Source organism: bacterium (assembly GCA_035529855.1).
Classification (GTDB): domain Bacteria; phylum RBG-13-66-14; class B26-G2; order WVWN01; family WVWN01; genus WVWN01.
Genome location: DATKVX010000067.1, coordinates 1 through 24,580, shown reverse-complemented (window position 1 = coordinate 24,580; position 24,580 = coordinate 1). Strand labels below are relative to the sequence as shown.

The following is a 24,580-nucleotide window of genomic DNA, read 5'->3' as shown; positions in this document are numbered from 1 at the left end:
CTCGCCGAAGCGAGTTATCTCCCCCGCGAAGGCCGCGCCCAAGCTGACGGCGACGAGCGCCGCAGACAGCGAGAGCGTTTTAAAGATTTCCCGGGAGGCCCGGCGCAGGTAGAGGAAGCCGGGCATCATACCCCGCCGAGGCGGCCGTTGCCGGTGCCCTGCGTGCCGTAGTATCCTCATAATTTACGCTTCCCCCAGGTACGCCTTGCGGACGCCGTCGTTCGCGCGCAGGTTGGCGCTGGTGTCGGCCAGCACGACGCTCCCCGTCTCCATAACGTACCCGCGGGAGGAGACCTCGAGCGCCATGGCCGCGTTCTGCTCCACCAGGAAGATCGTTATCCCCTCGGCGTTGACGCGTCGTACGGTCTCGAATATGGTCTCGACGTACTGCGGCGCCAGCCCCAGCGAGGGCTCGTCCAGCAGCAGCAGCCGCGGCGACGCCATGAGCGCCCGGGCGATGGCCAACATCTGCTGTTCGCCGCCGGAGAGGGTCCCGCCGCGCTGGCCGCGCCGCTCCGCCAGGACGGGGAAGAGCTCGAAGACGTGCTGAATGCGCCGCCGGCCGTCGCCCCCGCCCCGGGCGAAGGCGCCCATTTCCAAATTCTCGGCCACCGACATCCGCGGGAATATCCGGCGTCCCTCCGGCACCTGGACGATGCCCCGGGCGACGACCTTGTCCGGGTGGAGCGCGGTGATGTCGTCGCCGTCGAAGAACTTGCGGCCGGCCTTCGGCTTCAGGATGCCCGATATCGTCATGAGCGTCGTCGACTTGCCGGCGCCGTTGGCGCCGATGAGGCACACCACCTCGCCCTCGCCGACCTCGAGCGTGACGCGGCGCAGCGCTTCGATGGGGCCGTACGAGACGCTCACGCCCTCCAGTTTAAAGAACGGTCCGTCGTTCACGTTTGCCGCTCCTCGGCGGCGCGTTTGAATTCGTCGACCAGCGCGACCAGCCGCTCCGCCCGTTCGCAATTGGCGCACGTGGTGCCGCGCGTGGCCTCTATTTTGACGCCCGGGCCGGAGGCGGTTACCCAGCCGCGCATCCCGCCGCCCATCCGTATCCCCGTCCCGCCGAAGCGCCACCACTTTATTTGGGCCGGCTCTATCGAGACGATTTCCCCGACGGCTATTTTCTTACGTACGACGCCGTATCGGAGGACCACGTGCCGGCCGTCGAAGGCAACGACGAGGCGGCTGAAATTGACCGCTGCGGCCACCAGGATAAGCACTATGGCCGACCCCATAGCGTACGAAAAGTACCTGCCGCTCCCTTCGCCTGGAGCAGCGGCCATTAAGATTAAGACGACGGCCGCCAGCGCCGGCGGTATCAAGGCGTTCATTTTCGAAAAGACCGAGCTCCGGAACAGGGCCGTCGTCGCCATCGGTCCGCTGTCGCTTCCTTTTTTCATTCCGAGACGAACTTCTCTCCCACGGGAATTAGATACAACGGCAGATAGTCGTCTCCCAATCCCAAAACGTCGAGCACGTCGCCGTCGCGGAAGGCGCCGAGCGGACAGGCGCCCAACCCCAGCGCCTCCGCCGTCAGTAATATGTTCTGGCCAACGTGGCCTGCCTCGAGCATGCAGTAGCGCTCGGCCCGGTCGCCGTACTTGGCGGCGGTTACGGCCGGCTTCGCGACGACCACGATTATCCCGGGCGCCCGTTTGAGCGGCGCCTGGTCCAAACCCGCCCGGGCGAGGTCGCGGCGGACGTCGCCGTCCACCACCTTCGCCAGGCCGTGGCGACGCGTATCGTAGCGCCACAGCGCGACGTCGTCGGCGTAGTAGAGGGTCATCGGGTAGAGCGCGCCCGCCGACGGGGCGGTACGCAGACCTCGAGCCGAAGTTATGCCCTGGCCCGCCCAAAGCAAATACGCTACCTCCTCCGCCGTCAACTTGCGGTCGCCGTAGGTGCGCGTTGAGCGCCGCGCGGCCAGGACCTCGAGCAGCGGCTCTCCGCCCTCGCACGAGACCGCCGGCAGCTCGCGGAAGTCGGCGGTCCCCGGATTGGCTTCCTTCTCGGCGGCGGCCGGGGGACAAGTTTCTTCCGGCTTCTCCTCGGCCTTGCCGCCGCAGCCGGCGCTAAGTATCAACGCCGCCGTCGCCGTCAACAATAACCCCCGCATGTCAGTGAACCTCCTTGCTCGCCTTCGTCCCCAGGTACGCTTCGATGACGCGCGGGTCGTTCTGGACCTCTTCCGGGCGGCCGGCGGCGATGGCCTCGCCGTGGTCCAGTACGACGACGCGGTCGCATACGTTCATGACGAGCTTCACGTCGTGTTCGATTAAAAATACCGTAACGCCGGTGTCGCGTATCTCGCGTATGAGCTCTAAAAGTTCGTTCTTCTCGGTGGGATTAAGGCCGGCGGCGGGCTCGTCGAGCAGGAGCAGTTTGGGTTTCGAAACCAGCGCCCGGGCGATCTCGAGTCGCCGTTGTAGGCCGTAGGGGAGCGAGGCCGCCTTCCACTCCTCCTTCCCCTCCAGCGCGACGAACTTGACGGCGGCGAGCGCCGCCTCCCGCACGCGGCCCTCGTCGCGGCGGTAGCGCGGCGTAAGGAACACCGCGTCCGCCACGCCCACGCGCGACATGCGATGGCCGCCCACCTCGACGTTCTCCAGGCTCGTCATCTCGTCGAAGAGGTTGATGCTCTGGAAAGTGCGGTAGAGGCCGCGGCCCGCGATCTGGTCCGGGCGGACGCTTCCCTTGGGCGCGAACGCGACGCCCACCACGGTGAAGGCCAGCGCGACGGCCAGCGACGCGGCGCCCGCGCCCGCCGGCGTGAACAGGTACCGTTCGCCGAAGACGAAGGCCACGACCGTGCATACCAACGCGGCGACGGAGAAGAACGGCAGCCACCGCGCGCGCCTCTTGGCGCGGGCGATGACCTTGCCCCGGTAGCGTACGTCGCCGGCGGTGGGCGGATAAATCCCCGTGATGGCGTTGAAGAGCGTCGTTTTGCCGGCGCCGTTGGGGCCTATAAGGCCGACGATCTCGCCCTCGGCGATGGCGAGGCTCACGTCCTTTAGGGCGGCGAGGCCGCCGAAGTTCTTGCTCAACTTCTCGATTCGTAGAAGCTCGGCCATTTACTCGGGTAGTTTTATCAACTCGGTCCTTATAGGGCGGCCTGAATATTTCACCGGGTCGACGGCGAAGTACTTGAAGACGGCCCGGGCGACGTCCATAACGTCGTCGCAGCGCCGGGCGAATTCGTCGTGGCCGGCGCCGGCGGCCAGCAGCGGGACCGGGTTCCTGGTGTGCGAGCGCGTCGACAGGTCTTCGACGTTGCCGTGGTCGCTTGTGAGTATCAACAGGTGGCGCCCCAGGTCGTAATAATTTAGCACGGCGCCCAGCGCGGCGTCAACATCTTCCAGGTAGCGGACCGCGCGCCCCATGTTTTGGCGGTGGCCGGCGAAGTCGGTGAGGAAGTATTCGTAGAGGGTGAAGTCGTGGGCGAGGGCGATGCGGGCGAGCGCCTCGCCGGCTCGAGCCGGCGTCATCAGCTGCACGTCGTCGCCGCGCCGCCGCGCGTACCGCCCCGTCAGGTCGAAGTAGACCGCGTCGCCGCGGTTGAACATCGCCGTATCGCGGAAGCAACCCTCGCCGTAGTACGCCATGGCCGACGTGCACGACATCGGCGCCTCGCCGGCGACGTAGCGCGGGATGGCGGCGGTGGCGTAGGCGTTGGCGAAGGTGGCCTTCAGGCCCGCGCGGCACAGTACCGGGATAAGGCCGTGTTTGTACAGTACGCTTTTGAGGAGGCGGTTGGGCCGGCCTTCCTTGTGCCGGCCTATGAGCTTGGCCGCGTTTACGCCGGTGAAGAGCGCCGTCTGGCCCGTGGCGGACTGCGGTAGGCCCGGTACGCCCAGCGTGGCGTCGAGGGGCACGAGCGTCGCCCGGGCGCCGTGCACGCCCTCGCGCCAGCGTTGCATGTCTATCGGGCCGACTAAGCTCTCGAGGTGGGGCAGCCGCGCGACGAGCAGCGGGTTGACCTCCGCGTCCGCCGGCCCGACGCCCACGCCGTCGACGAAGAGGAATAAAACCTTTTTATCGGCTTCTCGCGGGGAACTCATTAAGGTTGGGTCTTCCCGTACCGTAATACTATTCGATTCACCCCGTCCGCTTCTTGATGTGGCGCCAGATGACGCGGTCGAGGACGCGCGCCGGCGTCAGCGCCACCTTCCGCCCGGGCGGCAGTTTCTCGTTGGCGGCGTCGTCGATGCGCCGCGCGAGCGCGTTCAGGACGTTGAGGTTGATAAGGCCGTCGTCGCGGATTTCCTTCAGCAGGCGGACCGCGGTCTCGACGTTGCGCGCCTTCTTGCTGGTATGGTAGATGTAGCTGTAGAACGTGTAGACGTAACGGTCCAGTATCGGCACCAGCGCCGGCCTCTTGAGGTGCAATATCTTCGACGCTACCGCCACGTCGACCCCCTTTATATCGGCCAGCGACGTTATCAGCTCGCGCAGCGGGCCGTCGACGACCCCGAGTATCTCGCCCTCGTCCATTGAGAACAGGTCCGCCCGGAATTCTATTTTATGGAGCGCGTTGGCGATGGCTTTCTTGCTTTTTATGGCCCGCCGTATTTCGGCCGGCTTCACGGCGCGTATCCTCGCGATGCGGAGCGCGGCGTCGACGTCGGCCGTCGTTATCTCGTCGCTGGGGTTGACGTGGGGGTCGTACTCGAGGATGTCGCGGCCGTAATCGGCCTCCCCCGCCTCTATCTCCGCGATCATCTTGTCTTCGTCGACGTAGATTTCGCGGCCGTCCGTGAATTCCAACTTCGCCATAGATATCCCCCTTTTAGCCGCGCGGCTTCAGGCCGGCGGTTCCGTATCCTTTAACATCTTCTCGAACGTCGCGGCGTCGACGACTTTGACGCCCAACCTCTCGGCCTTCGCGAGCTTGGAGCCCGGGTTCCCGCCGGCGACGAGGTACGACGTCTTCGACGAGACGCCGTCGGTCGCCTTGCCGCCCCGCGCCGCGATCGCTTCGTGAGCCTCCTCGCGGCTCATCGTCGGCAGCGTCCCCGTTACCACGAACGTCAGGCCGGCCCAGGGCCCCGTCGGCTCCTCGAGCCGTTCCTCCTCCAGTTTGACGCCGGCGCGCTTCAATTTGTTTATTATATCGCGGACTTCGGGCCGGCGGAAGAACTCCACCACGCTGCGCGCGACGACTTCGCCCACGCCCTTTATGGCCTCCAGCTCCTCCTCTTCGGCGGCCGTCAAGCGGTCGACGGAGCCGAAGTGGCGCGAGGTGAGCTTCGCGGTCTCGAAGCCGACGTTGGGGATGCCCAGGCCGAAGAGGACGCGCGTCAGCCCCCGGCCCTTGGAGCCCTCGACGGCCGCGAGCAGGTTCTTCTCCGAGAGGTCGCCGAAGCCCTCCAGCGCCGCCAGCTTCCCCGGCTCGAGGAAGTACAGGTCGCCCGGGTCGCGCACGCCCAACTTGTCGTATAGGACCGCGGCCACCTTTTCGCCCAACCCCTCGATGTCCATCGCGCCGCGCGAGCCCCAGAGCTCCAGGCGGCCGCGCGCCTGAACCGGGCAGTCCCAATTGCGGCAGAAGAGGCCCACGACGCCCTCTTCCTTCGTGAGCGGCGTCCCGCAGGCCGGGCACTTGGCCGGGACCGGCGTCGGCCTGGAGCCTTTGGGCCGTAGTTGATACTCCACCTCGGCGACGTAGGGGATGATGTCGCCCGCCTTCTCGACGTTCACGGTATCGCCGGCGCGCACGTCAAGCTCGGCCACGCGCTCGGGGTTGAAGAGGCCGGCGCGTTTGACGGTCGTCCCGGCCAACAAGACCGGCTCGAGGTCCGCCACCGGCGTGATGGTCCCGGCGCGCCCTACGGACCACTCGATGCCGTTCACCTTCGTCGCCGCGCGCTCGGCCTTGAATTTATACGCGATGGCCCAGCGCGGCGCCTTGGCCGTCGTGCCCAGCTTCTCGTGGGCCGCGAGCGATTCCACCTTGAGGACGATGCCGTCGATGTTGAAGGGGAGGTCGCCGCGCTCGGCCTCCACGTCGCGGTGGAACTTGAATACCTCGTCCAGGTTCGCGCAGCGGCGGCGGTTGGGGTTGACGCGGAAGCCCCACCGCGCCAGGTGCTCGAGCGCCTCGTACTGCGTCGGGACGTCGGCCTCCTCGGTGATGACGTAGTAGAGCCAGGCGCGGAGCGGCCTCCTGTCGACCTCGCCCGGCTCGAGGAGTTTGAGGCTGCCGGCGGTGGCGTTGCGGGGGTTGGCGAAGAGCGTTAGGCCGTCGCGTTCGCGGCGGCGGTTGAGCTCGGCCAAACCCTCGCGCGTCATGTACGCCTCGCCGCGGACTTCCAGCCGCCCGGGCGGCGGCTCGTTGAGGCGGAGCGGGACGTCGTGGATGGTCCTGAGGTTGGCGGTGATGTCGTCGCCGGTGAAGCCGTCGCCGCGGGTGGACCCGCGCACCAGGGCGCCGTCCTCGTACTCGAGGGCGATGGCGACGCCGTCTATCTTGGCCTCGCACACGTACGCCGCGTCGTCGCCGTCCAGGCCCTTGCGGACGCGCTCGTCCCACTCCCGCACCTCATCCTCGCTGTAGGTATTGTCGAGCGAGAGCATGGGCGGCTCGTGCCGCACCTTGGCGAAGCCCTCCGCCGGCGCGCCGCCCACGCGCTGCGTCGGCGAGTCGGGCGTAACCAGCTCCGGGTGCTTCTCCTCCAACTCGCGCAGCCGCCGGTAGAGCCGGTCGTACTCGTAGTCCGATATCTCCGGCTCGCCCTTGACGTAATACAGGTAGTCGTGGCGCCGGACCTGGTCGCGCAGGCGCTCGAGCTCGGCCTGTACGTCGTTGACGTCTTCGGTCATAACATATCCTCTTCAGGCCGCGAATATTAGCACGGCGGCCCGGCTGGGGCAATATTTTACCAAAAAAACCGGCCTCGCGCCTTGACGCGGCGGTTTTTTCGTCTATAATTTAAGGGATAAGGCGATTTAAGGCCGGCTCAAACTCCGCCCGGGAGGCGCCGTTGTATGGACGACAACTTATGGGACTGGGTCGTAGACGAAGCCGAGAAGGGTTTGCACGCGTACCGGAAGGAGGGGGACCTCCCCTCCGGCCAGGCCTCGAGCTGGACGCTTAGCACGCTGGCGGCGGCGCGATTGGTCCAGGCGGTGGAGGAGTTCCGCAAGACCTCCTCGGACCTCTCCAACCGCCTCATCCTCATCACGCTGCTCCTGTTCGTAATAGGATTGTGTCAGGGCGCGTTCCTGATGGTGACGCTGATCACGCCGTACGTGACGAAGTGAGGGTGTATTTCGTTAAGAGTAATAAAACCCCGGCCTAAGGCCGGGGTTATTTTTACGCACACTTCACCCCCTCGCTCGCGGTACCTGCGGGCCTTCCGCGAACGTGGGGGAGGGCGTGGTGCCCTCGAGCCGCCGCAGGCCTGGCGGCCTTCCTAGCGCCGGATGCCGAGCGCCCGGATTACGTTCCGGTAACGCTCGATATCCTTGTTCTTGAGGTAATCGAGTACCCGGCGCCGCCGGCCTACCAGGAGCAGTAGTCCCCGTCGGCTGTGCTTATCCTTGGGGTGGCTCCGCAGGTGGTCGGTGAGGTGGTTGATGCGCTCGGTGTAGAGGGCGATCTGCACCTCCGCCGAGCCGGTATCGCGCTCGTGCTTGCGATGCCGCTCGATTACGGCCTGCTTGTTTTCTTTCGTGACGGGCATGATTTTATAATCCGTGACGGCCGCGCCCGGGGGCGCGACCCTGTTAATGGCTGAATAGTATCCGGCGCGCTTTCTTCTCGTCCTCCACCAGTTGCTCGCGCAGCGCCGCGGCGTCGTCGAACTTCTGCTCGTCGCGCAGCCGCGAGACGAACTGCACGCGGACGCGCCGCCGCAGGATGTCGCGGGCGAAGTCGAAGATGTGGACCTCGAGCTGGGGCTCGGCCGCGGCCTCCTCCTCGAACGTGGGCCGGAAGCCGAGGTTCAGGAACGCGCCGAAGGGCCCCTCCGCGACGTGGCCTTCCTCGTCCATGATATTGCCCAGCGCGGCGTACACGCCGGGCGCCGGCAGCATCTTGGCGTCGAGCTTGACGTTGGCCGTGGGATACCCGAGCTCGCTCGCGCCGACGCCGGACCCTTTCTCCACCATACCGCGGAGCTGGTAGCGGTAGCCTAAATATTTGTTGGCCTCGGCCACGTCGCCTATCCGCAACTTGCGCCGGACCAGCGTGCTGGAGACGATCATGCCGTCCACGGCGAAGGGCGGCGCGGCGTGGGTCTCGAAGCTGTACTTCTTGCCCAGCAGGCTCAGGAGGCTGATGTCGCCGCGGCCGTCGTGGCCGAAGTGGTGGTCGTAGCCCACGCATACCCCCCGGGCGTGCAGCGCGCCCACCAGCACCTCCTCCACGAACTGGTCCGCGGCCATCCGCCGCAGCTCGTCGTCGAAGGGGAGGGCCAGCGCCGCGTCGGCGCCGGCCGCGGCCAGAAGCTCCAGCCGCTCGTCGGCGTAGTTCAGCCGCTGCGACGCCGCTGAGCTGTTTTTATTCTCGTCCGGTTCGCCGAACGTCACGACCACCGCGGCGCCTCGGCCGGCTTGCGCCATCTCTTTCAGCTCCCGCAGCAGCGCCTGGTGGCCGAGGTGAACGCCGTCGAAGGTGCCGACCGTAACGTACGGCGCGGGCGCCGGGTCGGCCGAAATTTCTTTAAGCGAACGCCAAATTTTCATAACGTCAACGCCTCGCAAGTGGGTGGTAAATTAGCACTTCGGGCCGCCGTTGTCAAGTGATATCGCGTAGAAAACGGATATCGGGTTGACGCGGCCCGTTGCGGGTGCTATAGTATAAGGATAAGAGAGGATACTTGACGGGTTCCCAAAGGTTACCGCTATATCGGCGCACGTCGTTCGGTGAAAGCACTATTTTTATTTGAGCAGGGACGCCGGGTTTCGCGCCGATAGCCAACGTTACAGGAGGTCTAAGTATGAGGTACTCCGCAATCGTGTTAATAGCTGCTCTGGCCGTTTGCGCCGGTGCAGCGGTAGCTACGAGCTACAACCTCTGCCGGGAGGACCACACGCCTCCGGCGTACCAACCCCCGCTCGACGACAAGATCGGCGAAGTCGCCGGGTTTCAAGTGTTGGGGATGTTCTTGTCGCTCGGCGGCTTCGATTGCCCCCAAGACACTATGAGCCAGATCCAGCAGATGAACGCTGGATACGAAGCTGACGAATACATGCCGCGGTACGAAGAGGCCGCCGCCATCCACGATTGGCTCGACGCTACCCACGACGTATATAGCGAAGGGGAAGTGCCGCGCGATTGCCCCGTATGCGGCTTCCCGCATGACGCCGACGAGTTCCGTACCCTCGTAATGGAAAAATTAGCCCGGCGTAACGAAATATCCTCAGAAATAGACGCCGTCTGGGCGGGCTACGCCCTTGACGCGTGGGAGATGGTCCCCGAAGCGAGCCGGGAGGCGTTTTTAGACTGGAGCAACTCACAGAGCGGCGAGTAGCTTATCGCCCAGGTAGCGACCTGCTGGCGGACGGGGTGTCAGGACCCTTCGGGGGCGCGTTTTAGGTAAAAAGGCCGACGTAAAAGCGCAGATGCCCGGCCCTTAAGCCTGACGCGCCGACCGGGGGATCGAACCTAAAGGCGTTCCGGCCCGTTAATTTTGTTGACATTATCGAAGGCCTATGTTATCCTATTAGAGAAATAGGCAAAGGGTATTATATACGTAGTTAGATTTAACGGCTTTAGCCCAACCGGCGGAAGCGCTTTTTAACGTAAATTAGGGAAGGAGACGTGCTTAGTAATGGCCTCGGAAAGCGAATATACCGTTTTAGGCGTAAAATTCGACGATAAATCAGGTTGGCCGGTCATAGTATTAAAGGCCCCCGGAAACGGTACGGCCTTCGGAATATGCATATCCACGCTCAACGTATATCCGGCGGTAGTGGCAACGGAACCGGAGAAATGGCCCGATTGCGCCGGGAGGCCGGTAACGCAGGATTTCACCTTGGCCTTGGCCCGAGCGGGCGGCCTACGAATTGAACGGTTGGTCATCGACCGTTTAACGGAGGAGGGGATATTTACCGCGGCCGTCGAGGTACGTTCGCCCGAGGGCCGAACCGCGCGGCTGGACGCTCGCCCTTCCGACGCCATACCCGTCGCGCTCGGCGCCGGCGCCCCGATATTAGTCGCGGACGACGTAGTCGCGAAGGTAAAATCCTATCCCCTTGAAGAATTGCCTTATCGCGACATAAAACCCGAGGACGTCCCCGGGCTATAAACAAGGCCGTTCCCGTACAGATACCCGCGCCGCTAAGCCGGCGCGGTTTTTTCGCCGCCGCCTGCGGTGCGAATTCCTTGACACCGAATGTCGGCCTTGGTATATTCCTAATAAGGCCATGACCGGCGATACTCCGCGCCCCCGGGCCGTCGTTTCCGTCGTCGCCGAGCCGGACCGCTACGGCGCGGTAAAGGGGGCGTTGTCGGCGCTCGGGCCCGACTTGCCGGCGAGGCTGGCGGCCGCGAAAAAAGTTTTAATCAAACCCAACTTCGTCTCGTGCCGGCACCCGGCGTCGGCGACGCACGTGGACGCCTCGCGCGCCGTACTCGAGTATATAATGCCCCACGTCCGGGGCGAGGTCGTAATCGCGGAGGGGCCGGCCCTCGGCGAGGCGGACGAGGGCTTCGACGCGTACGGCTACCGCGCGCTGGCCGCAGAGTTCGGCGCGACGCTGGTCGACCTCAACGCCGCGGCGACGACGACGCTCGAGGTATTCGACGAGGAGTTCAGGCCGTTGGCGGTGCGCGTGGCGAGGCCGGTTCTCGAGAGCGATTTCCGGATAGCCGTCGGCCCGCCCAAGACCCACGACGCAGTCATAGTTACCCTGTCCATAAAGAACATGGTTATGGGGGCCGTCGTACGGACCGGGGAGGCGATGGCGGACGGCGACGACAAGTGGGCGATGCACCAGGACTACGCGGCGATGAACGTAAACCTGTTCTTGGTGGCGCGCGAGGTCTGGCCTCACCTGGGCGTCGTGGACGGCCACGTCGCGATGGAGGGGGACGGCCCGATATACGGCACGCCGGTGCCGTGGGGGTTCGCCGCGGCGTCGCTCGACGCGTTGGCGCTCGATTACGTCGCGTGCAAGATGATGGGCGTCGAGCCGTCCCGAGTGGGGTACTTGTATTACGCCGCTCGAGCCGGCCTGGGCGCGTTTGCCGAGGGAGATATCGAGACCGCGGGGGGTGGCGACCCGGCCGCGTTGACCCGTACGTTGAAGTTACATTCCACCGCCCGGGCGCAACTCGAGTGGCGCGTAGGCGAGGAGCAACTCGCGAGACTGGCCGTACTGTGACGGCCGGCGGAGGTACCGATGAAAATAACGCCCCAGGACATCCACGCTCAGGAGTTCCGGCGTAGCCTTCGCGGTTACGACATGGACGAGGTGGACGCCTTCCTGGCCCAGGTAGCCGACGAGCTGGAAACGCGCGTCCAAGAGAACCTGCAGTTCAAGGACCGGACAAAGGTCCTGGAGGAGCGCGTAGCCGAGTACCAGAGATTGGACGAGCGGCTGAAGGAGACGCTGGTCACGGCCCAGGAGATGAAGGAAGAGATAGCGAAGGCGTCGCAGTATAAGGTGGAGGCCGCGGCGGCGCAGGCCCGGGCCGAGGCGCAGCGCATCGTCGCCGACGCCCATAAAAAACTGATATGGATACAGTCGCAGGTCGACGACCTCAGGCGCTATCGGGATTCCTTTGTTATCCGTTACAAGGCTTTCCTGGACCAGCAGTATCGCTTGCTGGCCGATTATGCTAAAAGCGAGGGGGCCGGCGCCCGAGCCGAGAAACCCCGCCAGCCGGAACCTCGCGAGAAGCCGGCAGCCCCTCGGAAAGAAAAGACGGCCGAGGGCGGCGAGCTCGAGATCGAAGTAGCGCGCGAGGACGACGCGGAGGGCGACGTTGGCTAGGCTCGAGGTCGAGGTGTCGCCGAAGGCGCGCCGGCCCGGCGTCGTGGGGCGGCGCGGCGACGTGTTGAAGGTTCGGGTGGCGGCCCCGCCCGAGGGCGGCCGGGCCAACAAGGAATTGATACGCTTGGTTGCCGGTTTCCTGGGAGTACCGCGCGCCAGCGTAACCGTCGCGAGGGGAGCCGCGTCCCGCCGCAAGCTCTTGGAAATAGAAGGGCTCGCCGTCGGCGACCTGGCCGCGGCGTTAGCGCGGGCGTCCCCTTTGGACGGGTAACGCCGCCGGGCGGCGCCGTTGCCGGGCGGCGCAACCGCCGCTCGAGCCGGTAAACGGGTTTTACCTTGCAAATGGAACGGCGCTGTCGTATATTCTTAAACAAGGTGTATTTCCGGTTTTAACCATTCGCCGGGAGGACGGAGGAAAGAGCGAGAAGTGATTGAGATTAGATTCCACGGCCGCGGCGGCCAGGGCGCCGCGGTAGCGTCGAGCATAATCGCCGACGCTATCTTCAGCGAAGGGCGCGAAGTACAGTCGTTCCCTATGTTCGGCGTCGAGCGGCGCGGCGCGCCGGTGGCGGCCTTCATCCGCGTGGACGACAAACCCATTCGCGTGAAGTGCGAGATCGAGGACCCGCGATACGTTATGGTAATGGACCCTACGCTGTTAGAAGCGGTCGACGTCACCGCCGGGGTTCAGGCCGACGGCGTTATCGTAGTCAATTCGCCCCTCGAAGCCAAGGAACTCGGGTTGGCCGAGGGCTTCCAAGTCTTTACCTTCGACGGGACGACGTTGTCGGAGCAACACGGTTTGGGTACGCGGACCGCGCCCATCGTTAACACCACTATGTTGGGCGTCTTCGCCAAGGTAACCGGCCTGGTCGGTATCGACGCGCTGGAGGCGTCTATCAACAAATATTTCCCCCGCGACCGGGACGGGAAAAACGCCAAAGCGGCCCGGGCCGCGTACGAAGCCGCCGGCAGCGGCTAGGGGCGGCGCCGGGTAAACGTGATCGCGGTGGTGGCGGGCTCATGGCCGAGCCTGAGCTGGAACAACTTCTATTTATCGACGAGTGTACGCGGACGTACAACCGCCGCTACTTCTTCCGCCGACTGGACGAAGAAGTAGCGCGCGCCCGCCGGTACGGCCGTACGTTCGCGTTGCTGTTCGTCGACGTCGACCGGTTCAAGGAGATAAACGACGTCTTCGGCCACCTCGCCGGCGACGAGGTGTTGCGCGACGTCGCCGACCGCCTCCGTAACGTCGTGCGCGGCGTCGACCTCGTCTTCCGCTACGCCGGCGACGAGTTCGCGGCCATACTTCCCGAAACCAGCGCCGATGAAGCGGTGGTCGCGGCCGACCGCGCACTGACGGATTTCCGCCGCACCCCCGTCTATTCCTCCCGCGCCAAACGCGACATTCACGTAACGCTGAGCATCGGCGTCGCGGCTTTCCCCGTCGACGCGCCCGACTCCCAGGCGCTGCTCGAGAAGGCCGACCGGGCGCTCTTGGTCGCCAAGCACCGCGGCCGGAATATGGCCGTTGACCAGGCCCGGGCAAGCGAGGCCGAGGCTTTGGAGGAACGCCTCGCCCGGCCCGTCTTCTGCCCCAAGATGGTCGGCCGGGGACGGGAGAGGAGACTACTCCGGAAACTGTGGGCGCGGGCGACGGAGGGCCGGGGCGGGTTGGTAGCGGTCATCGGCGAGACCGGCGTCGGCAAGACGAGGTTGGTGCGCGATTTCGTCGAATTCACCGGCCTCCACGGCGTGCCGGTTTTGGAGGGGCAATCCTTCGAGGAGCCGACCGGTTTCGCGTACCAGCCGTTCCGCGAGGCGGTGGGCGGCTTCCTCAAGTCGCCGCGCGAAGGCGTGGCGGCGCGGGTGACGGCGATTCCGCGCGCGTACCAGCGGGAGCTCTACAACGTCGTTCCCGAGCTGGCCGCTTTCGGCTTCGACACGGCGCCGTTCTACGAGCTCGGGGCGGAACAGGCGCGGCTGCGCCTTTTCGTAGGCTTTCGGTATCTTTTGGCCGCGCTCGCGGCCGAGTCGCCCCTGGCGTTGATTCTGGAAGACGTACACTGGGCCGAGGAAGGGTCGTTGTCGCTGCTGAGGTTCCTGTTGAACGGCCTGACTACGGAGAAGATTATCGCCATCGCGACGTATCGGCCGGAGGAATTGGCGGAGCGGAAGCGGCGCGCGCCGGCGTCGTCGGCCGTGCTCAAGGCCGTTATCCACGACCGCAACGTCGAGACCATAAAGCTGGAACGCCTCGGCAGCGAGGAAGTCGCGGAGATGATACGGCTCATCTTCCGCGTTCCCGACGTGGCGCCGGCCTTCGTCGAATTCGTGTACGGCGAGACCGAGGGGAACCCGCTGTTCGTGGAGGAGACGCTGAAGTCGTTCTACGAAGACGGCCTCTCGCCCCGGAAGTACGCGGTGGAAGGCGCCCCGATACCCGCCGATTACGAGGTCCCCGGGTCCGTGCGCGGGATTATCCAGCGGCGCCTGGGCCGGCTGGACGACCGTACGATAAGGGTCTTGGAAGTTTCGTCCGTCTTCAGCGACGAGTTCGCGCCCGAAGGCATTCGCGCCGCGGTTCCTATCAACGAGGGCTACCTGGCGGATATCCTGGACGTGTGCGTCGAGCACGAGCTGGTCGTCCCGGCGGCCGTAACCGCCGAAAGGTATCGCTTCTCCCATAGAAAGATTCGCGACGAGATATACCGCCGCATCGGCGCGCGCCGGCGTAAGCGCCTCCACCAGAAGATATGCCGATACCTGGAGGAGCGTTTCCGGGGGGGCGACTTGGACGTCGTCGCCGACCTGTCGTGGCATTCCTTCGTGGGAGAGATATGGGAGAAGGTTCTGGTATTCGCGCGGCTGGCCGGGGACCGGGCGTGGGCGGCGTACGACGCGCCGGAAGCGTTGAAGCACTACGACCGCATAGCCGTAGCGGCCGCCAAAGTGGGCAAGGGCGGCTTCGGCGACGAGCTTATACGGCGCGAGCTGGTGGAGCTCAATACGCGCCGGGGCGAGATATATCTGGCTCAGGGTGAATTCGCCGAGGCCGCGGCGGTGCTCGAGAAGGCGAAAGCCGCGGCGGAGGAGATAGGCGACCGCCTGGGCCTGGCCAAGGCGATGAACCTCGCCGGCCGAGCCTACGGCGCCGCCGGGGATGAGCGGCGCGCCGTCTCGAACCTCAACGCCGCGTTGACTATCTTCAAAAAGCTCGACGCCACCGCCCATATCGCCCGGGCGCTGTACAATCTGGGCGAGCACCGCCGGCGTGCGTTCGACCTGTCCAAGGCCATGAGCTACTTCCACATGGCGGAAGTGATCGCGTTAAAGGGCGGCGACAAGAGCCTGCTCATGTTGGTGGCCGACGGCATAGGTTCCATCGCGTCCGCGCAAGGCGACCAGCGCGCCGCCGCCAAGTACTACCGCCGCGCGTTGAAATCCGCGCGGGATACCGGCGACCGGGGGGGCGAGGCCGCGGTGCAGGCCCATTTGGGGGCCGCCGTCTTCCGCGCCGGCAAGTATAAAGAGGCGTTGCGTTATTACAAGGACGCATTGGCGACCGCGACGAGCCTGGGCAATAGGCCGGCGACGGCCGCGATTCTGGTGGGTGTCGGCGTCGTTAAGTACTACGACGACGACCTCGCCGGCGCCGTGGACCGTTTCGAGCGGGCGGCGGCCACGGCGCACGAGACGGGCCATAGACGGCTCGAGGCCGAAGCGCGGTATCAGCTGGGGTTGGCCAAATTGCGCCGTCCGGATTTCGCGGCCGCGGTGGAGGAGTTGAGGACGGCGTCGCAGGTCGCCCGCGCCGCGGGCGATACTTTCCGGCAGTGCCTGTGTCGGCTCGCGCTGGCGGCGGCGCAGGCCGAGGCCGGCCGGGTCGCGTCCGCCAAGCAGTACTTGCGGCAAGCCGCCCGCAACGCCGAAGAGCTACCCTCGTTTAACCTCGAGCCGTATTACGACTACATCTGCGGCAGGGTGGCTCTGGCCGCCGGCGGCGAAGCCGAAGCGTGCCGGCTTTTCGCGGCCGCCGCGGCGCAGGCCAGGAAATCGCCGGAACCCTACCTGCCGCTCCGGGCGCGGCTGCGGCTCGCGGCGGCGTACGCGGCCGCGGGCCGGCTCAAACGGGCGGAGCAGGCCGCCGGGGCCGCGGCGACCGAACTGCTCGGCAAAGCGCCGGGGCGCCGTTTCGCCGGCGTGTGCCACCGCGTGAACGGCCTGATAGCCGCCGCGCGCGGCGAACAGGCCAAGGCCATGCGTCAATTTAAAAAAGCCGTAAATATATTGGCCGCGACCGACACCCTTGCCGCGGCGGAGGCGCGGGCCGACTTCGGCGCGTGCCTGGCCGCCGCGGGAGACGCCCAACGCGCCCAGCCGCTGCTCGTCGCCGCGGCCAGGTATTTCGATAGTATAGGTAACAAGAAGAAAGCGAGCCGGGTACGCGCCAGGGCCGAAAAGAAAAAGGCGCGCCGCGCCCGCAAACGTAGCGCGAGGTGAAGATGACCGAGAAGATCGAGATCCGCGGCGCCTGCGACATGCCGCCCATGGCCAAGAGCCTGGGGAGAATGTCCTGGAACCTGACCGGCTCGTGGCGCAACGTCACGCCGGTCATAGATTACGAGAAATGCACCATATGCATGCTCTGTTGGAAGTTCTGTCCCGACCTGGCCATAACCTGTACCGAGCCGCCGCAGATAATACTCGACTACTGCAAAGGGTGCGGCGTCTGCGCCGAGGAGTGCCCGGCGAATTGCATCGACATGAAGGAAGGTCTTTAACGCGGGGAGCTCCGGCTTCCTCCAAGTTCTTTGTGAAAGGTTAAAATATGAAACAAGTCTTAACGGGTAACCACGCCGTCTCGCACGCGGCTCGCGTAGGCCGGGCGCAGGTGGTCTCGGCGTACCCCATCACGCCCCAGACGCAGGTCGTGGAGAAGATAAGCGAGTTCGTGGCCGACGGCATCATGGACGCCAAGTTCATCAAGGTGGAGAGCGAGCACTCGGCGATGGTGGCCTGCATCGGCGCCTCCGCCGCGGGGGCGCGCGCCTTCACCGCGACGTCGGCCCAGGGGCTGGCGTTGATGCACGAAGTCCTCCACTGGGCGGCCAACGCCCGCTTGCCCATCGTACTGGCGAACATCAACCGCGCCATGGCGCCGCCGTGGACGATCTGGACCGACCAGATCGACAGCTTGAGCCAGCGCGACACCGGCTGGATGCAGTTCTACGCCGAATCGAACCAGGACGTCTTCGACAGCATCTTGATCTCGTTCAAAGTCGCCGAGCAGGTTTTGCTGCCGGCGATGGTGGTTTTGGAGGCCTTCTTTTTGAGTCACACCACGGAGCCGGTCGATTTCCCGGAGCAGGAGGAGGCCGACCACTTCCTGCCGCCCCGCGTCGCCACTCATACCGTCGACCCCGAACACCCCGCGGCTTTCGGCGGCCTTACCGGCCCCGACCACTACTACGAGCTTAAGTATATGGAGCACAACGCCATGCTGGAAGCGAAGGACGTCATCGAGCGGACGGCGCAAGAGTACGGCGACGTCACGGGCCGGTATTACAAAATGGCCGACCCCTACCGGTGCGAGGATGCCGATACGGTGCTCGTAGTTTCCGGCGGCGTCGCGTCGACGGTCAAGGACGCGGTGGACGAGGCTCGAGCCGCGGGCAAGAAGCTCGGTTCGCTTAAAATTTGGACCTTCCGGCCCTTCCCCCGCGGGGAAGTTCGCGAGTTGCTGCTGGGTAGAAAGAAGGTCGCCGTCGTGGACCGCAACATTTCCTTCGGCCAGGAGGGGATATTCTGCACCGAGGTGAAAGCCTCGCTTTACGGCCAGGACGGCGCGCCGCCGGTATCGGGTTTCATCGCCGGCCTGGGCGGCCGCGACGTCAAGGTCCGCGACTTACTGGCCGTCGCCGAAGCGGCGGAGAAAGACGATTGCCCCGAATTCAACTGGTACGGCGTCAAGCCCTGACGGCCCGGGCCGCGCCTTATTTCGTTATTTAAGGAGTACCGTGATGGCTGAAGTCCCGAAGAAGTTGACGATACCGCCCGAGGAGTACATATGCTCCGGGCATCTGGCGTGCCAAGGGTGCGGCGCCGCGCTGGCGATGCGGTACGCGCTCAAAGCCTTGGGGCCCAACACCGTATACACCGTCCCGGCGTGCTGTTGGTCCGTTATCGACGGCCCGTTCCCGTATACGACGCTGGGGGTTCCGCTTTTCCATATTGCGTTCGAGGCCGCGGCGGCTTCGGCCTGCGGCCTGGCCGCCGGTTTGGAAATGATGGGCAAGAAAGGCGTGAACGTCGTGGCCTGGGGTGGCGACGGCGGCACCGCCGACATCGGCATTCAGTCTCTCTCGGGCGCCGCGGAACGCAACGACAATATCCTCTACATATGCTACGACAACGAGGCGTACATGAACACGGGCGTGCAGCGCTCGAGCTCGACGCCGTGGGGCGCTTGGACGACGACGACGCCCGCGCGTCACTTCAAGAACCGGCCCAAGAAGAACGTCGTAGATATTATGGTGGCGCATCAGATTCCGTACGTCGCGACGGCGGCGATGGCTTTCCCGGAGGACTTGGTAGCAAAGGTAGCCAAGGCCAAGGACATCGAGGGGACGAAGTACATACAAATCCTGGCGAGTTGCCCGCCGGGTTGGCGGATGGCCCCCGAGTATTCCGTGAAGTCCGTGCGGCTGGCCGTCAATACGAGGATGTGGCCGCTCCTGGAAGTGGACCGGGGCGTCTATAAAATAAACCGTAAACCGCGTAAGTACACGCCGGTCGCCGAGTACTTGAAACTCCAAGGCCGCTTCGCCCACCTCACGGAAGAACAGGTCCAGGAGATACAAGAGATGGTCGACGCGAACTGGGACCGTCTATTGTTCCTGGAGAAGTCGACGCACGAGATGGCGGGCTTGCCGTTGAAGGGCGAGAAGGCCGCGGCGCCGAAAGGCAAAGGGTCCGAAGCGGCGGCCGGTTAAAGTTAAGTCGCAGAAAGGGGGTATGAATTGTGCGGCGCGCGTTGATTGTGGCGATAGTTACGCTGACCTATACCGCGGTTGCCGGGGCTGTGATATACGATACGCACGAAAATTCGGCCTCGTCGCCGACGATCGCGGTAGTCGATGGCGACGTCTACGTGGCTTGGGCACGGCTCGGTCGCATGATGAAGTTTGCCCGGTTTGAATTGTCCGCGAGCCGGGGAGGCGAGGCTTACGCCCAGGCGTCGCAGCCGTTGACGTCCCGTACGAACGACCCTTTCGCCATGGTCGTCGGGGACGACGGCATTTTCCTGGCCTGGGTCGACTACCGTACGGGAAAAGCGGAACTGGCGCGGTACGAACCCAAAGGTAAGGAGAAATTCACCCGGAGCGATGCCCGTAGCACGCAGGTCAAGCCGAAGGGCGGCGTGAGCCTGGCGTACGGCGACGGCCGGCTGTACTTGGGTTATACCGACCCCGACGACGACCTCGTGCGCGTGGTCTCGTACAAAGTGTCGAGCAAGGGCAAACTCTCGCGCGAGAACGAACGCAAGTTGGCGGAATGTGAAACGGTCGTCGGCTCGTCGATAGCGCTTCACGAGGGCAAATTGCTCGTAGCGTGGATAGATTCCGACAAAAAATTTATGGTTACGGCGTACGCTGCGGAGAAGTCGTCCAAAGGCCCCAGCTACAGGCATTTAAAGGATACGCGGACCGAGATCAGGGTCAATCCCGACCCGATGGATAAGCCGGGCCTGACCGCGGCGGGCGGCGAGGTGTATTTGGCGTACGTCAACCGGAGCGATAAGACGGCGCACGTCAAGTTTTACACGTTGGAGGCCGACGGCTCGTTGCGTTCCGTGGGGGAGACGCGCGTCAACGAGAGGCCGGCCTACCCGGTTAACGTCGCCGCGTCGGCGGATAAAGTATACGTCGCGTTGGTCGACGCCAACAAGGACCTGATGATTGCCGAGCAGTGAGTGGGGTACGGTTGCGTCGCGTTTGAAAACCGGCCGCGAGGGCCGGTTTTTTCGTCGATTGAGAGGACCTTCCCGTAGCTGGGTCGGGGGGTAGGCCGTCGGGTCTAGTTTTTATCGGTTTGCCGGGAGGGTGCCGAAGCCGGGATGGCGGAGCCGTGGCCGGGGGAAGCGGCCGGGGCGGCAGGTTTCGCCGGTTCTCCCGAGGGTTTTTTCTCGGCGTCCTTTTTGGCGTGGCGCTCCTTTTGGCCCATATCGCAATAGCCGTCGAGGATGGCGGATTCGCCTACGATCAGGTTTTTGGTTATAACGTTGCCGACGAGTTCGGACTTGGCTTGTAGTTCCAGGCTCTCGCGCGCCGTGACGTCCCCCAGTACTTTGCCGCCGACGACGGCGACGTTGGTGTCGACGGTGGCTTCGATAACGGCCTCTTTGCCGACGAAGACCGAGTCCGCCTTGATTTTGCCTTTAAACGTCCCGTCTATCTTTAGGCCTCCCGCCACTACGATTTCGCCTTCGTACTGCGAGCCTTTGCCGATAATGGAGTTGAGCTTACTATCGCCGGCGGAACTGACGTCTTTTCCGAACATTCGTTTTAGGCTCCTTTCCCGAAGCGTTTTAAGCCGGAAGCTATGCTTTCAATAACGAATTGGTTGTTTTATTTCGGCGGCTCGGGGGGCGGGGGCGGTTCCTTGTCACCTCCGGCCTTCTCGTCGCCCGCCGGAATACCGCCCTCGCGTTCATCGCCCGAGGGTCTTTCCTCTTGTTGCGGCGGCGCTTCCTCCTCCGCCGGCGGGAGGGGCTCCTCTTCCTCTCCTCTCTCGGCCGGCGTCATATACTTGGCCGGGTTGACCGGTACGCCGTGGAGGCGGACCTCGTAATGGAGGTGGGGGGCGGAGCTCCGGCCCGTGCTGCCGACGAGCGCTATGGCGTCGCCGCGTTCTAATTTTTGGCCCACGCGCACTTTTAGCTCTCGGTTGTGGCCGTAGAAGGTGCTGTAGCCGGTAAGGCCGTGTTGGACGATGACGAGGTTGCCGTAAACCGGGTTTTCGCCCGCGAACGTTACGACGCCCGGGGCCGTTACCGCGACGGGAGTACCCTCGGGACAGGCGACGTCGCAACCGTTATGGAAGGAGTGTCCCTCCAGGCCGGCGTTTTCGCCGAACCCCCGCGTTACCCAGCCGTTTTCCACCGGATTGCCGTTGGGCGCTTTCAGCGTTATGCCCCGCCGCGACGTAGCCAGTTCGCGGAATTGCCGGATCCCTTCGGCCACTGATAAAAATTCGCCCCCGGGTTCGCTTCCCTCCACCGATACCGGCGCGAGCTCCCGGGCCGCCTCGCGCTCTCCCGCGATGACCATCAATTTATCCTCGATTACCTCGAGATCCGTTATCTTCTTCTCGACCGCGGCGACGCGTGCCACCTTCTCCTTAAGTTGGCCGTTCTGGCGGCGGAGCAGCTCGAGCTCGCCGAGCTTGGCCTCGTCCATGGCCTGGTTCACCACCAGGCCCACGATAAGGACGAAGACGACGGAGGTTAAGATGACGGCGGCGTAAAAGTACCTTAGCTGCATGCGGAAGGTCAACGTCCCGGAGCGGTCCTCCGGCGCGATGACGACGTTGATGTGCCTGCGTTTTCCCATGTCAATCCAACGTGTCCGCGACGAGGCGGGTCAGCACGTCGTCGGCCGTGACGCCCTCCGCCTCGGCGATGAAGTTCAAAACCAGGCGGTGGCGCAGCACCGGCTTCACCAACCTCTCGACCTCGTCGAGCGTAACGGCGAAGTTGCCCGACAAAAGGGCCGCGGCCTTGGCCGCCAAGATCAGGTGCTGTCCCGCCCGGGGCCCGGCTCCCCATTTAACCCATTGGTTCACGAAATCGGGCGCGTCGGCGCCGGCGCGCGTTTTCCGGACGAGCGCGGTGGCCTTCTCGAGCACGTCCGCCGGGAGCGGGACGCGGCGCACGAGTTTCCGGTAAGCGATGATGTCGTCGGCGGTCAGCGCCGGCTCAGGCTCCGGCCGCGGCGCCGCGGTCGTCGCGGCGACGATCTCGGCCTCCTCTTCCGCCGAGGGGTAGGGTACGAGTATGTTCAGCATAAACCGGTCCAGCTGGGCCTCGGGGAGGGGATAGGTTCCCTCCTGTTCGATCGGGTTTCGGGTGGCCAATACGTAGAACGGTTTGGGCAGTTCGTGCGTAACGCCGCCCACCGTGACCTGGCCCTCTTGCATGGCTTGGAGTAGGGCGGCCTGGGTCTTAGGGGGCGTGCGGTTTATTTCGTCGGCTAGTACCACTTGCGCGAATATAGGCCCGCGTACGAAGCGGAAGTGGCGCCGCCGCTCGCGGTCCTCCTCCAAAACCTCGGTTCCGGTTATATCCGCCGGCATCAGGTCGGGCGTGAACTGAATCCTGGAGAACGAGAGCTCGAGCGCGCGCGACAGCGTCGACACCAGGAGGGTCTTGGCGAGGCCCGGTACGCCGGTGAGTATGCAGTGGCCGCCGGCGAGGAGGCCCGCCAGGACCTCGAAAATGACGTCGCGCTGGCCGATGATGACTTCGCCGATGGCGCTCTCGAACCGGCCCAGCGCCGCGCTTAGCTCGCGCGCTTGCTTTACTTCGTCTTTTATCACAACAGGTTGCCTTACGAAGCGAAATTCGGAGACGTATAATAGGCTATATTAACCGGGCTGTCAAGGGTGTTAAAGCGGTGTTACGCGCTCGGGCGGCTTTCGGGCCGCGGCTCGAGGATGCGTCGGGGCCCGGGCGGCCGACGAGGGGCGGCGCGGGCAGCGGCCCGATTACTGTTGCCTTGACTTCGGGGTCATAGAAAGGCTATAATTAAAAGATTTAACCTCGCATTTTTATTATTCGAAACCGCTCGTTGGAACGGTGCGACTTCCGCGGGCCGAATTAAAGGAGTTTGGCGTGAAACGGTCGTTAGTATTGGTATTGTTGGTCGCGGGCGCGTCTTTCGCGGCGCCCAAAGTTACGCCTCGGCTCGCGGCTCACTTAGAAGAGGTTTCGGCCGGCGAGCTCGTACGCGTCATGGTCGTGATGGAAGAGCAGATGTCCCAGGACACGTTGATGTCGTTGACGGAGGGCCTGGACCGTGACGAGCGGCGCGTGGTAGTCGAATACGAGTGCTCCCGGTTGGCCGACTCGAGCCAGCGCGAAGTACTGGCCTACTTGAACGAGCGGGCCGCCGCGGGCCACGCCGCGGACGTAACGTCGCTTTGGATCGTTAACGCCGTGGCGGCGCGCGCCGACCGCGAGACCATCGAACGGGTATCGGTCCTCCCGGGCGTCTCGCTCGTGAATTGGGACGAAGAGGTGCCGGTGGAATTGTTAAAGGACGTCGTCGACGGCGTCCAAGACGAGATCGTCTGGGGCGTGGAAAAGATCAGGGCGCCCAAGGTGTGGAACGACGGCTTCGACGGAACGGGCATAATCGTGTGCGTCTGCGACGGCGGCGTCAACTACAACCACGTCGACCTCGCGGACCATATGTGGGTCCACTCCAGCTACCCCAACCACGGTAAGAGCTTCGCCGGCGGCGACCCCAACGATACGATGGACTACGACGGCCACGGCACCCACGTCGCCGGGACGGTGGCGAGCGACGGCACCGCCGGCTCGAAATGCGGCGTCGCGCCCAACGCGCAGATAATGATCGCGAAGTTGGGTGCCTGGGAAAGCTCGTGGTTCGAGGCCTGGCAGTGGGCCATCACCGAGGGCGCCGACGTTATTACGCAATCCTGGTCGAGGAAATATCCCCAATACCCGGCGTACGGCCAACACCGGGCGGCGAGCGAGAAGATACTGGCCGCGGGCGTCGTCCACGTAAATTCCACCGGCAACCAGGGCCACTTAGTTAGCTCGGGCTACCCGCTACCGTTCAACGTCCCCGCCCCCGCCAATTGCCCGCCGCCGTGGCTCCACCCGGACCAGAAGCTCCGCGAGGGTAAGGCCGGGACCATCGCCATCGGCTCCACGCAGTCGGAAGACTGGCGCGTAAGCTCCAGCGGCCGCGGCCCGTCTTGTTGGGACAAGGACCGCCTTTCCACCTTGGCGCCTTACGACGACTACCACTACGAGCCGGGCATGGGGCTCCTCAAGCCGGACATAATGGCGCCGGGTTCTAATATTAAGTCGTGCGATTTCAGTAGTACCAGCGGATATACTTCCAAGAGCGGGACGTCCATGGCGACGCCCCACGCCGCCGGCGCCGCGGCGCTGCTCCTCGATTACCTCGATACGCTACCGCCGGCGCAGATAGAGAAGGCCCTCGAGCTTTCGGCGGCGAAAGTATGGCCGGGCCATACGAAAGGTAAGAAGGTAAACGACTACGGCGCCGGCCGCATCGACGTTTACGCGGCGCTCGTGCTCCTCAAGAAGTCCATCGGCGTCGACCTCAAGTACTTCCGCGCCGCGGGGCTGGACGACCGCGTGCGGCTGGCGTGGGACTGCGAGAGCGGCGCGTACGCCGGCTTCAACGTCTACCGCGAGGCGGAGGGTGACGCGGCGGACGCCGGCCGGGAGCGCGTAAACGCGGCGTTGATAACGGGTCAGGCGCCTTTCGCGTACGAAGACCGGGACGTCGTCGCGGCGACGACGTACGAGTATTGGCTCGAGGTGGTCCCGACGACGGGCAAGGCC

The 24,580-nt window shown here is 64.6% G+C and carries 25 protein-coding genes; 13 read left to right on the top strand and 12 right to left on the bottom strand.

Annotation, left to right across the window (positions count from 1 at the left end):
* Positions 1-183 precede the first annotated feature (183 nt).
* Genes VMX79_07335 through ligA form a run of 7 tightly spaced genes read right to left on the bottom strand, consistent with a single transcriptional unit; the run spans position 184 to position 6,831 of the window.
* Entirely contained in the window at positions 184-903 is a 720-nt protein-coding gene (locus VMX79_07335; protein HUV86911.1) for an ABC transporter ATP-binding protein, read from the bottom strand.
* Positions 900-1,409 carry a hypothetical protein gene (locus VMX79_07330; protein ID HUV86910.1) on the bottom strand — a complete coding sequence of 170 codons (510 nt, stop codon included), beginning with the start codon at positions 1,407-1,409 and terminating at the stop codon, positions 900-902. Before VMX79_07330 ends, VMX79_07335 begins: the two co-directional genes overlap by 4 nt.
* On the bottom strand, positions 1,406-2,125 hold the full coding sequence (locus VMX79_07325; GenBank protein HUV86909.1) for a SagB/ThcOx family dehydrogenase: 720 nt from the start codon (positions 2,123-2,125) through the stop codon (positions 1,406-1,408). The genes VMX79_07330 and VMX79_07325 overlap by 4 nt, the downstream gene beginning before the upstream one ends.
* 1 nt (position 2,126) lies before the next feature.
* Entirely contained in the window at positions 2,127-3,083 is a 957-nt protein-coding gene (locus VMX79_07320; GenBank protein ID HUV86908.1) for an ABC transporter ATP-binding protein, read from the bottom strand.
* A complete protein-coding gene (locus VMX79_07315) occupies positions 3,084-4,070 on the bottom strand; it encodes a hypothetical protein (protein HUV86907.1) in 987 nt (328 codons plus the stop codon).
* Between the two features lie 37 nt (positions 4,071-4,107).
* Positions 4,108-4,785, bottom strand: coding sequence for a DUF6308 family protein (locus VMX79_07310; protein ID HUV86906.1), 678 nt, complete (start codon positions 4,783-4,785; stop codon positions 4,108-4,110).
* Between the two features lie 27 nt (positions 4,786-4,812).
* Positions 4,813-6,831 carry an NAD-dependent DNA ligase LigA gene (gene ligA, locus VMX79_07305; GenBank protein HUV86905.1) on the bottom strand — a complete coding sequence of 673 codons (2,019 nt, stop codon included), beginning with the start codon at positions 6,829-6,831 and terminating at the stop codon, positions 4,813-4,815.
* A gap of 165 nt (positions 6,832-6,996) precedes the next feature.
* On the opposite strand from ligA, the gene VMX79_07300 reads away from it, so the two are divergent.
* Positions 6,997-7,272 (top strand): hypothetical protein, encoded by a 276-nt coding sequence (locus tag VMX79_07300; GenBank protein HUV86904.1) that lies wholly within the window; start codon positions 6,997-6,999, stop codon positions 7,270-7,272.
* A 152-nt stretch (positions 7,273-7,424) separates the two neighbouring features.
* On the opposite strand, the gene rpsO is transcribed toward VMX79_07300, so the two are convergent.
* Together rpsO and ribF are read right to left on the bottom strand one after the other, a co-directional pair.
* Entirely contained in the window at positions 7,425-7,694 is a 270-nt protein-coding gene (gene rpsO, locus VMX79_07295) for a 30S ribosomal protein S15 (protein HUV86903.1), read from the bottom strand.
* Positions 7,695-7,737: 43 nt separating this feature from the next.
* Complete coding sequence (gene ribF / locus VMX79_07290) at positions 7,738-8,697, bottom strand: riboflavin biosynthesis protein RibF (protein HUV86902.1); 960 nt, start codon at positions 8,695-8,697, stop codon at positions 7,738-7,740.
* Between the two features lie 254 nt (positions 8,698-8,951).
* Here ribF and VMX79_07285 point away from each other — a divergent pair, with 254 nt between their 5' ends.
* The 11 genes from VMX79_07285 to VMX79_07235 all read left to right on the top strand — a co-directional run bounded on the left by VMX79_07285 (position 8,952) and on the right by VMX79_07235 (position 19,930).
* Positions 8,952-9,485, top strand: coding sequence for a hypothetical protein (locus VMX79_07285; GenBank protein ID HUV86901.1), 534 nt, complete (start codon positions 8,952-8,954; stop codon positions 9,483-9,485).
* A 300-nt stretch (positions 9,486-9,785) separates the two neighbouring features.
* Positions 9,786-10,262: a bifunctional nuclease domain-containing protein gene (locus VMX79_07280; GenBank protein HUV86900.1), complete on the top strand. Its 477-nt coding sequence runs from the start codon at positions 9,786-9,788 to the stop codon at positions 10,260-10,262.
* A gap of 118 nt (positions 10,263-10,380) precedes the next feature.
* Positions 10,381-11,340, top strand: coding sequence for a DUF362 domain-containing protein (locus VMX79_07275; protein HUV86899.1), 960 nt, complete (start codon positions 10,381-10,383; stop codon positions 11,338-11,340).
* A gap of 18 nt (positions 11,341-11,358) precedes the next feature.
* Positions 11,359-11,952: a DivIVA domain-containing protein gene (locus VMX79_07270; protein ID HUV86898.1), complete on the top strand. Its 594-nt coding sequence runs from the start codon at positions 11,359-11,361 to the stop codon at positions 11,950-11,952.
* Positions 11,945-12,223, top strand: a complete 279-nt coding sequence (locus tag VMX79_07265; GenBank protein HUV86897.1) for a DUF167 domain-containing protein — start codon at positions 11,945-11,947, stop codon at positions 12,221-12,223. Before VMX79_07270 ends, VMX79_07265 begins: the two co-directional genes overlap by 8 nt.
* Before the next feature lie 156 nt (positions 12,224-12,379).
* Positions 12,380-12,934, top strand: a complete 555-nt coding sequence (locus VMX79_07260; protein ID HUV86896.1) for a 2-oxoacid:acceptor oxidoreductase family protein — start codon at positions 12,380-12,382, stop codon at positions 12,932-12,934.
* A gap of 41 nt (positions 12,935-12,975) precedes the next feature.
* Positions 12,976-16,458 carry a diguanylate cyclase gene (locus VMX79_07255; GenBank protein ID HUV86895.1) on the top strand — a complete coding sequence of 1,161 codons (3,483 nt, stop codon included), beginning with the start codon at positions 12,976-12,978 and terminating at the stop codon, positions 16,456-16,458.
* Positions 16,459-16,496: 38 nt separating this feature from the next.
* Positions 16,497-16,739, top strand: a complete 243-nt coding sequence (locus VMX79_07250) for a 4Fe-4S binding protein (protein ID HUV86894.1) — start codon at positions 16,497-16,499, stop codon at positions 16,737-16,739.
* Between the two features lie 47 nt (positions 16,740-16,786).
* Positions 16,787-17,935, top strand: coding sequence for a pyruvate ferredoxin oxidoreductase (gene porA, locus VMX79_07245; protein HUV86893.1), 1,149 nt, complete (start codon positions 16,787-16,789; stop codon positions 17,933-17,935).
* Positions 17,936-17,978: 43 nt separating this feature from the next.
* Positions 17,979-18,950, top strand: coding sequence for a 3-methyl-2-oxobutanoate dehydrogenase subunit beta (locus tag VMX79_07240; GenBank protein ID HUV86892.1), 972 nt, complete (start codon positions 17,979-17,981; stop codon positions 18,948-18,950).
* Positions 18,951-18,997: 47 nt separating this feature from the next.
* Positions 18,998-19,930 (top strand): hypothetical protein, encoded by a 933-nt coding sequence (locus VMX79_07235; GenBank protein HUV86891.1) that lies wholly within the window; start codon positions 18,998-19,000, stop codon positions 19,928-19,930.
* Between the two features lie 104 nt (positions 19,931-20,034).
* On the opposite strand, the gene VMX79_07230 is transcribed toward VMX79_07235, so the two are convergent.
* The 3 genes from VMX79_07230 to VMX79_07220 all read right to left on the bottom strand — a co-directional run bounded on the left by VMX79_07230 (position 20,035) and on the right by VMX79_07220 (position 22,554).
* Positions 20,035-20,517, bottom strand: coding sequence for a polymer-forming cytoskeletal protein (locus VMX79_07230; GenBank protein ID HUV86890.1), 483 nt, complete (start codon positions 20,515-20,517; stop codon positions 20,035-20,037).
* Between the two features lie 68 nt (positions 20,518-20,585).
* Positions 20,586-21,569 carry a M23 family metallopeptidase gene (locus VMX79_07225; GenBank protein ID HUV86889.1) on the bottom strand — a complete coding sequence of 328 codons (984 nt, stop codon included), beginning with the start codon at positions 21,567-21,569 and terminating at the stop codon, positions 20,586-20,588.
* Position 21,570: 1 nt separating this feature from the next.
* Positions 21,571-22,554: an AAA family ATPase gene (locus VMX79_07220; GenBank protein ID HUV86888.1), complete on the bottom strand. Its 984-nt coding sequence runs from the start codon at positions 22,552-22,554 to the stop codon at positions 21,571-21,573.
* Between the two features lie 295 nt (positions 22,555-22,849).
* On the opposite strand from VMX79_07220, the gene VMX79_07215 reads away from it, so the two are divergent.
* On the top strand, positions 22,850-24,580 hold a 1,731-nt coding region (locus VMX79_07215; protein HUV86887.1), incomplete at its 3' end, for a S8 family serine peptidase.

What these genes read in the sequence shown, in the direction of transcription:
- VMX79_07240 (HUV86892.1), top strand. Translation starts at nt 17,979, where the DNA reads ATGGCTGAAGTCCCGAAGAAGTTGACGATACCGCCCGAGGAGTACATA.
- porA (HUV86893.1), top strand. Translation starts at nt 16,787, where the DNA reads ATGAAACAAGTCTTAACGGGTAACCACGCCGTCTCGCACGCGGCTCGC.
- ribF (HUV86902.1), bottom strand. Translation starts at nt 8,697, where the DNA reads ATGAAAATTTGGCGTTCGCTTAAAGAAATTTCGGCCGACCCGGCGCCC.
- VMX79_07325 (HUV86909.1), bottom strand. Translation starts at nt 2,125, where the DNA reads ATGCGGGGGTTATTGTTGACGGCGACGGCGGCGTTGATACTTAGCGCC.
- VMX79_07250 (HUV86894.1), top strand. Translation starts at nt 16,497, where the DNA reads ATGCCGCCCATGGCCAAGAGCCTGGGGAGAATGTCCTGGAACCTGACC.
- VMX79_07275 (HUV86899.1), top strand. Translation starts at nt 10,381, where the DNA reads ATGACCGGCGATACTCCGCGCCCCCGGGCCGTCGTTTCCGTCGTCGCC.
- VMX79_07285 (HUV86901.1), top strand. Translation starts at nt 8,952, where the DNA reads ATGAGGTACTCCGCAATCGTGTTAATAGCTGCTCTGGCCGTTTGCGCC.
- ligA (HUV86905.1), bottom strand. Translation starts at nt 6,831, where the DNA reads ATGACCGAAGACGTCAACGACGTACAGGCCGAGCTCGAGCGCCTGCGC.
- VMX79_07280 (HUV86900.1), top strand. Translation starts at nt 9,786, where the DNA reads ATGGCCTCGGAAAGCGAATATACCGTTTTAGGCGTAAAATTCGACGAT.
- VMX79_07330 (HUV86910.1), bottom strand. Translation starts at nt 1,409, where the DNA reads ATGAAAAAAGGAAGCGACAGCGGACCGATGGCGACGACGGCCCTGTTC.
- VMX79_07270 (HUV86898.1), top strand. Translation starts at nt 11,359, where the DNA reads ATGAAAATAACGCCCCAGGACATCCACGCTCAGGAGTTCCGGCGTAGC.
- VMX79_07300 (HUV86904.1), top strand. Translation starts at nt 6,997, where the DNA reads ATGGACGACAACTTATGGGACTGGGTCGTAGACGAAGCCGAGAAGGGT.
- VMX79_07230 (HUV86890.1), bottom strand. Translation starts at nt 20,517, where the DNA reads ATGTTCGGAAAAGACGTCAGTTCCGCCGGCGATAGTAAGCTCAACTCC.
- VMX79_07315 (HUV86907.1), bottom strand. Translation starts at nt 4,070, where the DNA reads ATGAGTTCCCCGCGAGAAGCCGATAAAAAGGTTTTATTCCTCTTCGTC.
- rpsO (HUV86903.1), bottom strand. Translation starts at nt 7,694, where the DNA reads ATGCCCGTCACGAAAGAAAACAAGCAGGCCGTAATCGAGCGGCATCGC.
- VMX79_07310 (HUV86906.1), bottom strand. Translation starts at nt 4,785, where the DNA reads ATGGCGAAGTTGGAATTCACGGACGGCCGCGAAATCTACGTCGACGAA.
- VMX79_07255 (HUV86895.1), top strand. Translation starts at nt 12,976, where the DNA reads ATGGCCGAGCCTGAGCTGGAACAACTTCTATTTATCGACGAGTGTACG.
- VMX79_07320 (HUV86908.1), bottom strand. Translation starts at nt 3,083, where the DNA reads ATGGCCGAGCTTCTACGAATCGAGAAGTTGAGCAAGAACTTCGGCGGC.
- VMX79_07225 (HUV86889.1), bottom strand. Translation starts at nt 21,569, where the DNA reads ATGGGAAAACGCAGGCACATCAACGTCGTCATCGCGCCGGAGGACCGC.